General features: G+C 67.5%; 13 protein-coding genes. 7 read left to right on the top strand and 6 right to left on the bottom strand.

All coding sequences use genetic code 11. The features are described 5' to 3' along the window. Window positions 1-13: 13 nt before the first annotated feature. On the bottom strand, window positions 14-1234 hold the full coding sequence (locus S58_RS29105; RefSeq protein ID WP_015669003.1) for a hypothetical protein: 1221 nt from the start codon (window positions 1232-1234) through the stop codon (window positions 14-16). Window positions 1235-1319: 85 nt separating this feature from the next. On the opposite strand from S58_RS29105, the gene S58_RS29100 reads away from it, so the two are divergent. After that, window positions 1320-2081, top strand: coding sequence for a DUF899 domain-containing protein (locus S58_RS29100; protein ID WP_015669002.1), 762 nt, complete (start codon window positions 1320-1322; stop codon window positions 2079-2081). Window positions 2082-2122: 41 nt separating this feature from the next. After that, window positions 2123-2338 (top strand): hypothetical protein, encoded by a 216-nt coding sequence (locus S58_RS29095; protein WP_244440653.1) that lies wholly within the window; start codon window positions 2123-2125, stop codon window positions 2336-2338. Window positions 2339-2591: 253 nt separating this feature from the next. On the opposite strand, the gene S58_RS29090 is transcribed toward S58_RS29095, so the two are convergent. From S58_RS29090 to S58_RS29070, 5 genes are all read right to left on the bottom strand, one after another. Then, window positions 2592-3377: an ABC transporter ATP-binding protein gene (locus S58_RS29090; protein WP_015669000.1), complete on the bottom strand. Its 786-nt coding sequence runs from the start codon at window positions 3375-3377 to the stop codon at window positions 2592-2594. Beyond that, the gene (locus S58_RS29085; RefSeq protein ID WP_144058563.1) at window positions 3374-4147 is read right to left on the bottom strand and encodes an ABC transporter permease; all 774 of its coding nucleotides are present in this window, start codon (window positions 4145-4147) and stop codon (window positions 3374-3376) included. The genes S58_RS29090 and S58_RS29085 overlap by 4 nt, the downstream gene beginning before the upstream one ends. Before the next feature lie 253 nt (window positions 4148-4400). Beyond that, on the bottom strand, window positions 4401-5345 hold the full coding sequence (locus tag S58_RS29080; RefSeq protein WP_015668998.1) for an ABC transporter substrate-binding protein: 945 nt from the start codon (window positions 5343-5345) through the stop codon (window positions 4401-4403). Window positions 5346-5478: 133 nt separating this feature from the next. Next, a complete protein-coding gene (gene hutC, locus S58_RS29075) occupies window positions 5479-6216 on the bottom strand; it encodes a histidine utilization repressor (RefSeq protein ID WP_015668997.1) in 738 nt (245 codons plus the stop codon). Beyond that, window positions 6213-7571, bottom strand: coding sequence for a formimidoylglutamate deiminase (locus tag S58_RS29070; RefSeq protein ID WP_015668996.1), 1359 nt, complete (start codon window positions 7569-7571; stop codon window positions 6213-6215). Before S58_RS29070 ends, hutC begins: the two co-directional genes overlap by 4 nt. Window positions 7572-7659: 88 nt before the next feature. Between S58_RS29070 and hutI the strand changes: the two genes are divergently transcribed. From hutI to S58_RS29045, 5 genes are all read left to right on the top strand, one after another. Then, the gene (hutI, locus tag S58_RS29065; RefSeq protein ID WP_015668995.1) at window positions 7660-8874 is read left to right on the top strand and encodes an imidazolonepropionase; all 1215 of its coding nucleotides are present in this window, start codon (window positions 7660-7662) and stop codon (window positions 8872-8874) included. Next, a complete protein-coding gene (gene hutH / locus S58_RS29060) occupies window positions 8871-10418 on the top strand; it encodes a histidine ammonia-lyase (protein ID WP_015668994.1) in 1548 nt (515 codons plus the stop codon). The genes hutI and hutH overlap by 4 nt, the downstream gene beginning before the upstream one ends. Before the next feature lie 9 nt (window positions 10419-10427). Next, the gene (hutU, locus tag S58_RS29055; RefSeq protein WP_015668993.1) at window positions 10428-12098 is read left to right on the top strand and encodes a urocanate hydratase; all 1671 of its coding nucleotides are present in this window, start codon (window positions 10428-10430) and stop codon (window positions 12096-12098) included. 84 nt (window positions 12099-12182) lie between these two features. Then, window positions 12183-13229, top strand: coding sequence for a magnesium chelatase ATPase subunit I (gene bchI, locus S58_RS29050; RefSeq protein WP_015668992.1), 1047 nt, complete (start codon window positions 12183-12185; stop codon window positions 13227-13229). After that, complete coding sequence (locus tag S58_RS29045; protein ID WP_015668991.1) at window positions 13226-14968, top strand: magnesium chelatase subunit D; 1743 nt, start codon at window positions 13226-13228, stop codon at window positions 14966-14968. The genes bchI and S58_RS29045 overlap by 4 nt, the downstream gene beginning before the upstream one ends. Window positions 14969-15010: the final 42 nt, after the last annotated feature.

Below are 15010 nucleotides of genomic sequence, written 5' to 3'. Positions count from 1 at the left end.
TGACCGAGCCAAGCTAGTCCAGCGACGACCATGCCGGGAGTAACAAGGCGGTCGCGAATTCCGGGACAACCGGGCAGGTCCAGCGTTGCGCGCGGCCACGTCCGAACGACTGCACCTTGCCCGACAGCGCCAACGCATCGAGCGCGCGTTGCACCGTGCGCTGGCTCGCGCCCAGCGCCAGCGCCAGACCGGAGCTCGACCACGCCTCGCCGTCGGCGAGGCAGGCGAGCACGGCGGCGTTCTCGTCCTCGATCGGTTGCGCGAGCACGGCGACGGTGCGATCCTCGCATGGCAGCAAGGCAAAGCCGTCGCGCGTCGCATTGATCTCCGCCATGCCCTTGAGCAACCGGCGCAGACGGCCGATCTCGACGCGCAGGCGCGCGCGGTGCGACTCGTCGGCCTCCTTGCCGCGGAAGGCGTGAGCGATGAGCTCCGCGCGCGGCACATCGGCGGGAGCACGCGCCGCCAACTGCCGGACGATTGCAAACAATACCGGCCGTCGCGCCATCGCTACGAGTTGCCCTCCCAGGCGCACCGCCAGCCGGCAGGCATCGACGATCAGCACGTCCGATCGGAACAGCGCCTCGACGTCGTCGAGCTGCAACAGGCGTTCCTCGCTCCCTTGGATCACGCGTGCGGCCGGCGCCGACAGCGTTGCCGTGGCCCGCTCGATCTCCGCCTGCAGCTCCGGGATGCGAACCTGCCGGGCAGTGCGGGTGGCGCGCTCCAGCGCTGCGTGCGCCGCCTTGGTCTGGAGGCGACGCAGGGCCAGGCCGGCGACGATCAGCTCGTAGACCGTGCGCGCCGCAGGCGGCAGCGGCGAGGGATCGAGGTCGGCGAGTCCGCGCTCCGCTTCATCGAGATGTCCGATCAGCACGAGCCGCCGGATCTCGAGGCTGCGCGCATAGGCGGCGTTGGTGCGGTCGCCGTGCTGCTCCAGGATCTCGCGCGCTGCCGCGAGCTGCTTCGTCGGCCAGGTGAGATCCCTTGCCGCGAGCGCGATCTCCGCCTCGGCGACAGTACAGCGGGCGCGCGCCAGCGTCGCCTTGGCGCCGAAGGCGCGCGCGGCCTGCCGCAGCAGCGCCTTCGCCCTGATGACATCACCGAGCCGCGCCATCGCGATGCCGCGCAGCGCCAGCGCCGGGGGATCGTCGCGCAAGGCGACGCGGTTCAGCGCGCCGAGCGGGTCACCCGCGGCGAGCGCCTGCGCTGCTGCCGAGATCAGCGAGTCCATGCAAATCCCGCCACACTTGTCACTCCCGGTTCCTCCCGCGTCGATCCTAGTCTTGGTCGCGGTCAACACGCAAAGGATCACAGACATGACCATGCATATTACGGGAACTCGCGAAGACTGGCTGAAGGCACGGCTCGACCTGCTGGAGGCCGAAAAGGAATTCACCCGCCGCGGCGATGAGCTGGCACAACGCCGCCAGGCCCTGCCATGGGTGCGGGTCGACAAGGCCTACCGTTTCGACACGGAGGACGGACCGGCAACGCTGCCCGATTTGTTCAAGGGGCGCTCGCAACTGCTCGTCTATCACTTCATGTTCGGACCCGACTTCCAGGCCGGCTGCCCGTCCTGCTCGATGATCGCCGACGGCTTCAACGGCTTCCAGGTTCATCTCGCCAATCACGACGTGATGCTGTGGGCGGTGTCGCGGGCGCCGCTCGCCAAGCTCAAGGCGTACAAGGCGCGGATGGGCTGGACGTTTCCCTGGGCGTCGTCGGCGAGCAGCGACTTCAACTTCGACTATGAGGTTGCGATCACCGAAGCGCAGCAGCGCCAGGGCGGCACTGAATACAACTATCGCACCAGTCCTCCGCTCGGGGCCAGCGATGTGCCGGCGATGGTGGCGGAGATCGCGGCCGGTGCCGGGACCGATGGCGCAACCTTCATGCGCGACCGGCCGGGCATGAGCGCGTTCATTCTCGAGGATGGCGTCGTTTATCACACCTATTCGAGCTATGCCCGCGGTCTCGATGGCCTCTGGGGCGCCTATCAATGGCTCGATCGCGCACCGAAGGGGCGCAACGAGCAGGGCGTCTGGTGGCGGCGTCACGACGAATACGGCATGCGCTGAGAGGCTGAGCCATGGCGTTCTTTGCTTCCGGAAAGCGCGTGATGCCCGACATCGCCAATGGTCTCCGCTTCGCCGCGGCGCCGACCTTCGCGCTGATGGCGGTCCTGAATGCCATGGCACGCGACGGCCGGGCAGACCCGATCTGCTCGGCCATGCCACCAGGCGCGCCACTCGGAGATATGACGGTGATGTATCTGCTGATGTGCGCATTCCATCTGGTGCCGTGGCTGAAACGGATCGGGGGCTTCCGGAGATAGCGTCACGATGTGGTTGCTGTAGCCTGGTAAGTGGCTATGCATCGACGAGTTTCGCTTGCAGAAAGTGACCCCTCACCCAAGCGAGCCTGCGGAGGAGCCGGCGATGCCCTCTCCCACCTTGCGAAGCTCCGCTTCGCTTGGGGGCGAGGGCATGTAGGACAGAGCGGCAAACGCGCTTGGGTGGGGGGTATGTCTCAGCGAGTCTCACTGCGAGAGAGTCCTCGCCCGAGCAAAGCCTCTCGAAACTCGCGCCTCACGCCTCCGCCGCGACCTTCAGCGCTTCTGCCCGAATCTCCTCCACCATCCGCTCCTTCAGTGCGACGAACTCCGGCGAGGTCTTCACCTTGTAGGAGCGCGGGTGCGGCAGCTCGATCTTGATGTCGGCCTTGATGCGGCCGGGGCGCGCGCTCATGACGAGCACGCGGCTGCCGAGGAAGATCGCCTCCTCGATGTCGTGGGTCACGAACAGCACGGTCTTCTGGTCGCGCTCCCAGATGCCGAGCAGCATCTCCTGCATCAGCACGCGGGTCTGGTTGTCGAGTGCGCCGAATGGCTCGTCGAGCAGCAGGATCTTTGGATCATTGGCCAGCGCGCGCGCGATGGCGCAGCGCTGCTGCATGCCGCCCGAAAGCTGCTTGGGCCAGTGGTTCTCGAACCCCTTCAGGCCGATCTGCTGGATGAAGCGATCGGCAACCACGTTGCGCTCCGCCTCTGGCACGCCACGCTCGCGCAGGCCGAAGGCGATGTTCTCGCGCACGGTGAGCCAGGGAAACAGCGTGTAGGACTGGAACACCATGCCGCGGTCGGCGCCGGGGCCGGTGACATCGCGTCCGTCCAGGAGCACCTTGCCGCTGGTCGGATGATCGAGGCCGGCGACGATGCGCAGCAGGGTCGACTTGCCGCAGCCGGAAGGCCCGAGGATGGTGACGAAGTCATTGTTGCCGATGGTGAGCGCGACCGGCTCCAGCGCGCGCGTCGGCGCGTGGCCCTGGCGGGCCGGGAAGGTGCGCGTAACCTGGTCGATGACGAGCGTGGTCATGCGAGCTTCCACGGGAACAGCCAGGCGTTGAACGCCTTGAACAGGAAATCCGAGATCAGGCCGATCAGCCCGATCACGATGATGCCGAAGATGATCTGCCCGGTGTTGAGCAGCGCCTGGCTGTCGGTGATCATGTGGCCGATGCCGGAGGACGAGCCGATCAGCTCGGCGACGATGACATAGGTCCAGGCCCAGCCGAGCACCAGCCGCAGGATCTCGGCGATGTCGGGCGCGGCCGAGGGCAGCAGCACGCGGCCGATGATGCCACGGTCGCTGGCGCCGAGCGTATAGGCGGCTTCGACGAGATCGCGCCGGGTGTTGCCGACCGTGATCGTGATCATCAGGATGATCTGGAACACCGAGCCGATGAAGATAATCAGCAGCTTCTGCAATTCGCCGATGCCGGCCCACAGGATGAGCAGAGGAATGAAAGCCGAGGCGGGCAGATAGCGGGCGAAGGAGACGAACGGCTCGAGGAACGCCTCGACCGGCTTGTAGGCGCCCATCAGGAGCCCGAGCGGAACGGCGATCACGGCCGCGAGCACGAAGCCGCCGACGACGCGCCAGACGGTCATGCCGATGTCGGTGAGGAAGCCGAACTTCGTCAGCAGGTCCCAGCCCTCGCGCAGCATGGTCATGGGATCGGCCAGGAACGTCTTCGACACATAGCCGCCGAACGTCGCGAGCGACCACGCCGCGACGAACAGGACGAAGAAGGCGAGGCCGAGCGCGGTTCTCGATCTGGCGCTAACGGGGTCGAGGGGACGGATCACGGAGAAGGCTTTCGTGGTGCAGGCGGCCCGCGCGGTCGCGGGCTGCTGGTGGTGGTTCGATTGAAGCGGCTTCGGACGTTGCAGCTTGATGCCGGGCAGGATCCCTCAACGCCGTCATTGCGAGGAGCGAAGCGACGAAGCAATCCAGAGTCGCATCCTGAGCCCTGGATTGCTTCCGCCTACGCCTGAAGGCTTCGGCGGACGCGTCGCTTCGCGCGCAATGACGGATCACTGAGAGCGGAGCGTCGAGCTACTTGATGAAGCTCGCATCGTAGAGATCCTCGACGTTCGGGATCTGCTTGATGATGCCGACTTCGAGCAGCAGCTCGGCGGCCTCTTTGTTGAAGGTCTTGAACTCGGTCTCGAAGAACTTCTGGCTGGCGGCCTTGTCCTGCCAACGCAGATATTTCGCGGAGTTGCCGAACTGCTCGCCGCTCTGCTTGACGTCGGCGCCCATGATCTCATAGGCCTTGGCCTGGTCCTTGGCGATCATGTCGAGCGCCTCGTAGTAGCTGTCGGCAAGCGCCTTGGCGGCCTTCGGGTTCTCGGTGAGGAATTTCGGCGTGCAGCCGAACGTGTCCATCACCATCGGATAGTCGAGCGTGGTGGCGATGATCTTGCCCTTGTCGGGGGCAGCGCGCACCGTCGACAGATACGGCTCGTAGGTCATGGCCGCATCGTTCTGGCCGGCGACGAAGGCCTGCGCGGCGGCGGCTGGCTCCAGGTTCACGATGGTGACGTCCTTTACCGTGAGGCCATTCTTCTTCAGCATCCAGGCCAGCCCGAAATAGGGCGAGGTACCGGGCGCAGAGGCCGCCACCGTCTTGCCCTTCAGGTCCTTGATGGCGGCGATGTCGTTGCGCACGGCCATGCCGTCCGCGCCGTAGCTCTTGTCGAGCTGGAAGATCTGCTTGGTGGCGACGCCGTTCGCATTCCAGGAGATCCAGGTCTCCACCGTGGTCGCGGCGCACTGCACGTCGCCGGCCGCGATCGCGAGGTGACGGTCCTTCTGCGGGATCTTCTTGATGGTGACGTCGAGGCCGTTCTTCTTGAAGATGCCGGCTTCCTTGGCGAGCGTCAGCGGTGCGAAGCCGGTCCAGCCGGAAATGCCGATGCCGACCTTGACGTCGTCGGCGTAAGCGGTGGTGGAGGCCAGCAGCGCGGCCGTCGCGGCAAGGAGTCCAAATCTGCGCATCGTCATCATCCTTTGCTGTTGAAAGAAGGTGTCGGAGCGGGCCGCGATCGCCCGCGGTCACCGCATGTCTCTGCAAGCGTCTTTGTTGGCTTGCTTGCAAATCTCGTGCTCAGGACCGGCGCACAGCGGCGTCTCATTCGCTGCCCCTGAATCGTGCCACCAGCCGATGCTGCTCGCCGGGATAGACCAGCCTGACAGCCGTGAGCGGCCGTCCCTTGCGCCAGGTGTGGCGCTCGATCACGAGGCAGGGCGCGCCGACTGCGATGTCGAGCCCGTCGGCGATGACCTCATCGGCGACGATGGCACTGATCGCGTGCTCGGCCTCGTTCCAGGGCACATGATGCAACAGCCAGGAGCCGGGCGGATCGACCTTGAAGTCGGCCTTGGCCGCGTCTGGCACGGCGTCGAGATCGATCAGGCGGTCCTCGATCGCGAACGGGACATCGTCGGCGCTGTGGCGGCAACGGATCGCGATCACCTTGCAGGGCTTCTTCACGCCGAGCCGCGCGCGGTCCCCAGCATTGGCGGTGCGGCGGGCTGAATTGATCAGCTCGTAGCCATAGGCACGGCCGAGCGCACTGATCTCGGCGCGGATGTCGGGGATCTTCAGCACGGCCGACAGAAATTGTGGGCGCCGCACGAAGCTGCCGGCGCGGCGGCGACGCTCGATCAGGTCGGCCTGGGCAAGCTCCGACAGCGCCTTGTTCACCGTCATGCGCGAGCAGCCATAGCGCGCCATGATCTCGTGCTCGAACGGGATGCGATGGCCGGGTGGCCATTCGCCGGTGAGGATGCGGCGCTCGATGTCCTGCCGGATGGTCCTGTAGAGCGTGCCGGCTCCCGGCTTCGCGCTGGTCTCGGCGAGGCTCATGCGAGCAGCCTCCGCACAGCCGTGTTGAAGCCGCGCCGGGCTGCCTCGCGCGAACGATGATGGCCGCCCTGGACGACCTTGGCACCGCCGGCCCAGACACAGTCGATGGCGTCGTATGCCGTCGCGAAGATCCAGCCGTCGAGCAGCGCATCTTGCGTCCGCCCCGCGAGCGAAGGATGCGACAGGTCGAGCGTGACGATATCGGCACGGCCGCCCACCTGCAGCCCGGCCGCCGATTGTGCCAGCGCCTGCGCGCCGCCGGCGAGAGCGGCATCGAACAGCGTCCGGCCGGTCGACGCATCCGGACCTGATGTCAGCACGTTGCGTTCGCGATGCGTGAGGCGCTGACCGTATTCGAGCTGGCGCAGCTCGTCGCTCACACCGACCAGCACGTTCGAGTCGGTGCCCACGCCAATGCGCCCGCGCGCGCGCAGATAGTCCCGCGCCGGGAAGATGCCGTCGCCGAGGCTGGCTTCGGTGACCGGGCAAAGGCCGGCCGTCGCGCCGCTCCTCGCGAGCGCCGCCGTTTCGTCCGCCGTCATGTGGGTGGCATGGATCAGGCACCAGCGCGCATCGACGGCGTGATGATCGAGCAGCCATTGCACGGGACGCCGGCTCGACCAGGCGAGGCAGTCCTCGACTTCTTTCACTTGCTCGGCGGCGTGAATGTGGATCGGGCCACCGTCCGCAAACGGTAGCAGTGCGGTCAGCTCATCCGGCGCGACGGCGCGCAGGCTGTGCGGCGCGATGCCGAGATTGGAGCCGGGAAGCGAGCTGATGGCCTTGCGGGCGGCCGTCAGCAGCTTGGCAAACTGATCGACCCCGCAGATGAAGCGCCGCTGTCCCTCATGAGGCGCCGCAGCGCCGAAGCCGCCATGCGCGTAGAAGCTCGGCAACAGGGTCAGGCCGATGCCGGATGTCCGAGCCGCCGCGGCGATGCGCACCGCCATCTCGCCGAGATCAGCGTAAGGCGTTCCGTCGCGATCGTGGTGCAGATAGTGGAATTCGCCGACCCGCGTGAAGCCGCGCTCGAGCATCTCGACATAGAGCAAGGTCGCGACCGCCTCGACGTCCTCGGGCCGCATCGACAAGGCGAAACGGTACATCGTCTCGCGCCACGTCCAGAACGTATCGGTGGCGTGGCCGCTGATCTCGGCAAGCCCCGCCATGCCGCGCTGGAACGCATGGCTATGTAGGCTGGCGATGCCGGGGATTGCGACCTCATGCTGCTCGTCGGCGGAGGTCGGCGGCACGCCCGCGGAGACCTGCGCGATCGCACCGTCGCTGATGACGACCTGCACGTCCTCGGCCCATCCCGAAGGCAGAAGCGCGGATGCAAAATGCAGGGACGCCATGATCGAAAGGCCCGCTGGACAGGACGATGGAAGCGAGTTTATGTATAGACATATTGACCGTCAAGCGTCCGTGATGATGGAGGGCTGCATGGCCGAGCGTTTCGACCGGGTCTGGCGCAATGCGCGGCTCGCGACCCTGCGCGAGGGCGAGCCCGGTCTCGGCGTGATCGAGCAGGGCGTGGTCGCCGCACGCAACGGCCGCATCGCCTTTGCCGGCCCAGGGTCGGATTTTCCTGCTGACGCCGATGCGCCTGAAAGCATTGACTGCGACGGCCGCTGGATCACGCCGGGCCTGGTCGATTGCCACACCCATCTCGTTTACGGCGGTGATCGCGCCCACGAGTTCGAGTTGCGCCTCACCGGCGCCAGCTATGAGGAGATCGCCGGCGCGGGCGGCGGCATCGTCTCGACTGTCGCCGCAACGCGTGCGGCCAGCGAGGAGGCGCTGATCGCGAGCTCGCTGCCGCGGCTCGATGCATTGATTGCCGAAGGCGGCACCACCATCGAGATCAAGTCCGGCTACGGACTGGAGACGGTCACCGAACTGCGACAATTGTCCGCAGCCCGTGCGCTCGGCAGCCAGCGTCCCGTCAGCGTGCGCACCAGCTTTCTCGGCGCGCATGCGGTGCCCGTCGAAGCCGGTGGCGACAAGGACCGCTACATCGATCTCGTCTGCAACGAGATGCTGCCGGCGGTCGCGCAGTCCGGCTTGGCCGACGCCGTCGATGCCTTCATGGAAAACATCGCCTTCTCCGCAGCGCAAACGTCGCGCGTCTTCGCCGCGGCAAAGGCGCTCGGCCTGCCGGTCAAGCTGCATGCCGACCAGCTTTCCAATCTCGGCGGCGCCGCGCTTGCGGCGGAGTTCGGCGCGCTGTCGGCCGATCACCTCGAGCACACCGACGAGGCGGGCGCCGTGGCGATGGCGCGGAGCGGGACGGTCGCGGTGCTGCTGCCCGGCGCATACTACTTCATTCGCGAGACGCAGAAGCCGCCGGTGGAGCTGTTCCGCAAGCATGGCATGAAGCTCGCGCTCGCGACCGACTGCAATCCGGGCTCGTCGCCGCTGACATCCTTGCTGCTCACGATGAACATGGCGGCAACGCTGTTTCGTCTCACCGTCGACGAATGTCTCGCCGGCGTGACGCGCGAAGGCGCGCGTGCATTGGGCTTGCTGGCCGACACCGGCACGCTCGAAGCCGGCAAATGGTGCGATCTCGCGATCTGGGACATCGGACGACCGGCCGAGCTGGTCTATCGCATGGGCTTCAATCCTCTGCATCGGCGAGTCTGGAGAGGCCGATGAGCACGATCGTTGCAACGCCAGGCCGCGTCAGCCTCGATGACCTCACCAGGGTCTATGCAGGAGTCGCGCTCACGCTCGATCCTTCGTATTGGCGCCGTGTCGATGCTGCTGCGGCGATCGTGGCCAAGGCGGCCCAAGGTGGCGAGCCGGTCTATGGCATCAATACCGGCTTCGGCAAGCTGGCCTCGAAGCGCATTCCGCCCGACCAGACCGCGCAGCTCCAGCGCAATTTGATCCTCTCTCATTGCTGCGGCGTCGGTCCAGCGACTCCCGAGCCGGTGGTGCGGCTGATGATGGCGCTCAAGATCATCTCGCTCGGCCGCGGCGCCTCCGGCGTGCGCCGCGAGATCATCGAACAGCTGCAGGCGATGCTGGCGCGTGACGTGCTGCCGTTCGTGCCGCAGCAGGGCTCGGTCGGCGCGTCCGGTGATCTTGCGCCGCTCGCACACATGACGGCGGTGATGATCGGCGAGGGGCAAGCGTTCGTCGACGGCCGGTTCGTGTCGGGCTGTGAGGCGCTCGCGCATGCGGGGCTCGCGCCGGTCACGCTCGGGCCGAAGGAGGGGCTCGCGCTGATCAACGGCACGCAGTTCTCGACGGCCTACGCGCTCGCCGGCCTGCTCCGTGCGCATGATCTGCTCAACGCTGCGCTGGTGACGGGCGCGCTGTCGGTCGACGCGGCGATGGCCTCGACCGCGCCGTTCCGCCCGGAGATCCAGGCGCTGCGCGGCCATCCCGGCCAGATCGCCGCCGGGCGCGTCCTCACTGAGCTGCTCGACGGCAGCGCGATCCGCCTGTCGCATCTCGAAGGCGACGAGCGCGTGCAGGATCCGTATTGCCTGCGCTGCCAGCCGCAGGTCGCGGGCGCTGTGCTCGATCTGCTGACGCAGGCCGCGCGCACGCTGGTCACCGAAGCAAATGCGGTCACGGACAATCCGCTAGTGCTGGTCGAGACCGGCGAGATCATCTCCGGCGGCAATTTCCACGCCGAGCCCGTCGCCTTTGCCGCCGATCAGATCGCGCTGGCGCTGTCCGAGCTCGGCGCGATCAGCGAGCGGCGCATCGCCACGCTGGTCGATCCCGCGCTGAACTTCGGCCTGCCGCCGTTCCTCACGCCGGAGCCCGGCCTGAACTCCGGCTTCATGATCGCCGAGGTGACCGCGGCGGCGCTGTTCGCCGAGAACAAGCAGCGCGCGCTGCCGTGCTCGATCGATTCGACCCCGACCAGCGCCAACCAGGAAGATCATGTCTCGATGGCCGCACATGCGGCGCGGCGGTTGCACGACATGGCCGACAATCTCGCCCACATCATCGGCATCGAGCTCCTGGTCGCCGCCCAAGGCATCGAGCTGCGCGTGCCGCACGGCACCAGTGCTGCGCTGTCGGCCGTGATCGGTGCGCTGCGCGTCCACGTGCCGGCGCTGGAGAACGACCGCTACATGGCCGACGATCTCGCGAAGGCCGCAGCGCTTGTCTCCGGCGGTGTGCTGGCCACCGCCGCGAGCAGCGCACTCGGACGCGATCCATTTCCCAAGCTTGGATGAGAGGGACCCATGAACCGACGCCTGGACAATGAGCGGGTGATCCGCGCGCCCCATGGCAGCGACATCAGCGCCAAGAGCTGGCTCACCGAAGCGCCGTTGCGCATGCTGATGAACAACCTCGATCCGGACGTGGCCGAGAAGCCGAGCGAGCTGATCGTCTATGGCGGCATCGGCCGCGCCGCGCGGGACTGGGACAGCTTTGATCGTATCGTTGCGTCGCTGCGCAAGCTGGAGGCCGACCAGACGCTGGTCGTGCAGTCGGGCAAGCCGGTCGGCATCTTCCGCACCCATCCGGACGCGCCGCGCGTGCTGATCGCCAACTCCAACATCGTGCCGCATTGGGCGACGCTCGATCACTTCAACGCGCTCGATCGCATGGGCCTGATGATGTACGGCCAGATGACGGCCGGCTCCTGGATCTATATCGGCAGCCAGGGCATTGTGCAGGGCACCTACGAGACCTTCGTCGAAATCGGCCGCCGCCACTACAATGGCGATCTCTCCGGCAAGTGGATTCTCACCGCAGGCCTCGGCGGCATGGGCGGCGCGCAGCCGCTCGCCGCGACGATGGCCGGCGCCTCGATGCTCGCCGTCGAATGCCAGCCGAGCCGGATCGAGATGCGGCTGCGCACCGGCTATCTCGATCGCCAGGCGGCGACGCTGGACGAGGCGCTGGCGGTGATGGAGGAGGTAGCCAAGACCAGGAAGGCGGTGTCGGTCGGCCTGCTCGGCAATGCCGCCGAGATCTTCCCCGAACTCGTGCGCCGTGGCGTGCGTCCCGACATCGTCACCGACCAAACCAGCGCGCATGATCCGATCAACGGCTATCTGCCGAAGGGCTGGACGCTCGCCGATTGGGAAACCAAGCGCGCCTCGGAGCCGAAGGCGGTCGAGCAGGCCTCCAAGACATCGATGGTCGGCCACGTCCAGGCGATGCTCGATTTCCACGCCATGGGCATCCCGACGCTCGACTACGGCAACAACATCCGCCAGATGGCGAAGGACATGGGCCTCGCCAACGCGTTCGATTTCCCCGGCTTCGTGCCGGCCTACATCCGCCCGCTGTTCTGCCGCGGCGTCGGCCCGTTCCGCTGGGCTGCGCTCTCGGGTGATCCCGAGGACATCTACAAGACCGACGCCAAGGTGAAGGAGCTGCTGCCGGACAACAAGCATCTCCACAACTGGCTCGACATGGCGCGGCAGCGCATCAAGTTCCAGGGCCTGCCGGCGCGAATCTGCTGGGTCGGGCTCGGCGATCGCCATCGCCTGGGGCTTGCCTTCAACGAGATGGTCGCCCGCGGCGAGCTGAAGGCGCCGATCGTGATCGGCCGCGATCATCTCGATTCCGGCTCGGTGGCGAGCCCGAACCGCGAGACCGAGGCGATGCAGGACGGCTCGGACGCGGTGTCGGACTGGCCGCTGCTCAATGCGCTGCTCAATTGCGCCAGCGGCGCGACCTGGGTATCGCTGCATCATGGCGGCGGCGTCGGCATCGGCTATTCGCAGCACGCCGGCATGGTCATTGTCGCCGACGGTACTGATGATGCCGCGCGCCGGCTGGAGCGCGTGCTGTGGAACGATCCGGCGACCGGCGTAATGCGCCACGCCGATGCCGGTTATGAGGATGCCATCGCCTGCGCGGAAGCCAATGGCCTGGATCTGCCGAGCCTCGCCCGCTGATCTCTGATGGGTTGAAGAGCGGCCCCTGATTGTGGTCTCATGCCGGCAACGCGATGGGAACTCGTCGCGGCGCAGGGGACGCTCATGGGAATAGCCTTTCCGTTCTCGGCTATTGTCGGCCAGGACGAGATGAAGCTGGCGCTGATGATCGCCGCCGTCGATCCGAAGGTCGGCGGCGTGCTGGCCTTCGGCGATCGCGGCGCCGGCAAGTCCACCGCCGTGCGCGCGCTCGCAGCACTGCTGCCGCCGATGAGCGCCGTGGTCGGCTGCCCCTATCAATGCGATCCCGCCGACGTCGCCGCGCAATGTGCCGAATGCCGCGCACGCTCCAAGCCGAGCGGCAAGGCGAAGAAGCCGGCCGCGCTGAAGGCGCATCAGGTGCCGGTGCCGGTGATCGACCTGCCGCTCGGCGCGACCGAAGATCGCGTCGTCGGCGCGCTCGATCTGGAGCGTGCGCTGGCCCATGGCGAAAAGTCGTTTGAGCCGGGCCTGCTGGCGCGCGCCAACCGAGGCTTTCTCTACATCGACGAGGTCAACCTTTTGGAGGATCATCTCGTCGATCTCCTGCTCGATGTCGCCGCCTCCGGCGAGAACGTGGTCGAGCGCGATGGTCTCAGCATTCGCCATCCCGCGCGTCTCGTGCTGGTCGGCACCGGCAATCCAGAGGAGGGCGAGTTGCGGCCGCAACTGCTCGATCGGTTCGGCCTCTCGGTCGAGGTCAAGACGCCCGCTGATCTGCTGACACGGATCGAAGTGATCAAGCGGCGGGACGCCTTCGAAACCGACTCCGCCGCCTTCGTCGCGCATTGGGACAAGGAGGAGACCAAGCAGCGCAAGCGCGTCCTCGCCGCGCGCGAGCACATCGGTTCGGTCAAGGTGTCCGATCGCGAGTTGGAGAAGACGGCGCGGCTGTGCATGGCGCTCGGCACCGACGGCCTGCGCGGCGAACTCACCCTGATGCGCGCGGCGCGCGCCGCGGCGGCGCTCGACGGCGCCAAGGCGGTCGGTGACGGGCATCTGAAGACCGTGGCAGCGATGGCGCTGCGACATCGTCTGAGACGCAATCCGCTCGACGATTCCGGCTCGTCGGTGCGGGTCGAGCGCGCGCTCGACGAATTGTTCGCATCGTGAGCGACGGCGCCGCGATCTGGACCGATGCGATGATCACGGCCGCGTTGGCTGCGATCGATCCGGTCGCCGCGCCGGTGCTATTGCGCGCAGGCGCCGGGCCGGTGCGCGAGCAATGGCTGGAGCTGCTGCGCGAGCTGATGCCGGACACGACCGCTGTTCGTAAGCTGCCGCCGTCGATCTCCGACGATCGCCTGCTCGGTGGGCTCGATCTCGCCGCCACCCTGCAGGCGGGGCGGCCGGTGCTGCAGCGAGGCCTGCTCGCCGAGGCTGATGGCGGTGTGCTGATCGCCGTGATGGCCGAGCGTATGGCGCCTTCGACGACTGCCCATCTCTGTGTTGCGCTCGACACCGGTGCTGTCCGCATCGAGCGGGATGGAATGTCGCTGCATGCTCCGGCGCGATTTGGCGTGATCGCCCTCGATGAAGGCCTTGGCGATGAGCGCGTGGCGCCGGCCCTCGCTGACCGCCTGGCCTGCCATCTCGATCTCGGCACGGTCGCGCGCGCCGATCTCGGCGAGAGCCTGTTCAAGCCGTCGGACATCGCCGCCGCGCACGCGCTGTTGCCGCAGGTTCGTCTGTCCGATCAAGCAATCGGGGCGCTGACGACGACGGCCTGCGCGCTCGGCATCGACTCGCTGCGCGCGCCGCTGCTGGCCTGTCGCGTCGCGCGCCTCGCGGCGGCGCTCGATGGCGAGACGGATGTGGCCGAGCCGCACATCGCCTGCGCCGCGCGGCTGGTGCTCGCGCCGCGCGCCACCAGGTTGCCTGCGACCGAAGATGACACCGAGAACAACGAGTCGCCTGAGCCGCAGAACGATCCGGCCGAGAGCGAGGACGACAACCGCGGCGACGATGGTCCGCTGGAAGATCGCGTGCTCGAGGCGGCGCAGGCTGCCATTCCAGCAGACCTGCTGAAGCGCTTGCAGGACGAGCGGACCATGCGTGCGCGCAGCCCGAGTGCCGGCCGCCAGGGCACCGCGCAGAAGGCGCCGAAGCGGGGGCGCCCGATCGGTTCGCGGCGCGGCGAGTGGCGGGCTGGTGCGCGGCTCAACGTGCTCGAAACCTTGCGCGCGGCGGCGCCGTGGCAGCCGCTGCGGCGACGGACACAACCCGCCGGCAAGAGTGGCCGCCTCATCGTGCACAAGGACGACATCCGCATCACCCGCTTCAAGCAGCGCTCGGGCACCACCACGATTTTCGTGGTCGATGCCTCCGGCTCCTCGGCCCTGCAGCGGCTCGCGGAGGTCAAGGGCGCCGTCGAGCTGCTGCTCGCCGAATGCTATATCCGTCGCGACGAGGTGGCGCTGATCGCATTTCGCGGCAACAGCGCCGAGCTGCTGCTGCCACCGACGCGCTCGCTGACGCGCGCCAAGCGCAGCCTCGCTGGCTTGCCCGGCGGCGGCGGCACGCCGCTGTCGGCAGCGATCTTCGCCGCGACCGAACTCGCGCTCGCCGTCAAGGCGAAAGGGCAGGCGCCGACGATCGTGCTGATGACCGATGGCCGCGCCAATGTCGCGCGCGATGGCGGCGGGCGCAGCGAGGCCGAGGCGGAAGCGCTGGTGGCCGCGAAGCAGCTCGCGCTGACCGGCATTCCCGTGGTGCTCGTTGATTCCTCGCCGCGGCCGCAGGACAAGGCCGCGCAACTCGCTAGCGCGATGCAGGCCCGCTACGTGGCGCTGCCTCACGCCGATGCCACCCGTCTGTCGCAGGCCGTAATGGCGCAGGCCGGCCGCGGTTGAGCTCGCTGGAACCGCAGGCGTCAAGCGGCGTTCCCAACGACG

Source organism: Bradyrhizobium oligotrophicum S58 (assembly GCF_000344805.1).
Lineage (GTDB): Bacteria > Pseudomonadota > Alphaproteobacteria > Rhizobiales > Xanthobacteraceae > Bradyrhizobium > Bradyrhizobium oligotrophicum.
Note: the sequence above shows the minus strand (reverse complement) of the source record. Positions and strands in the feature narration are given on the sequence as shown.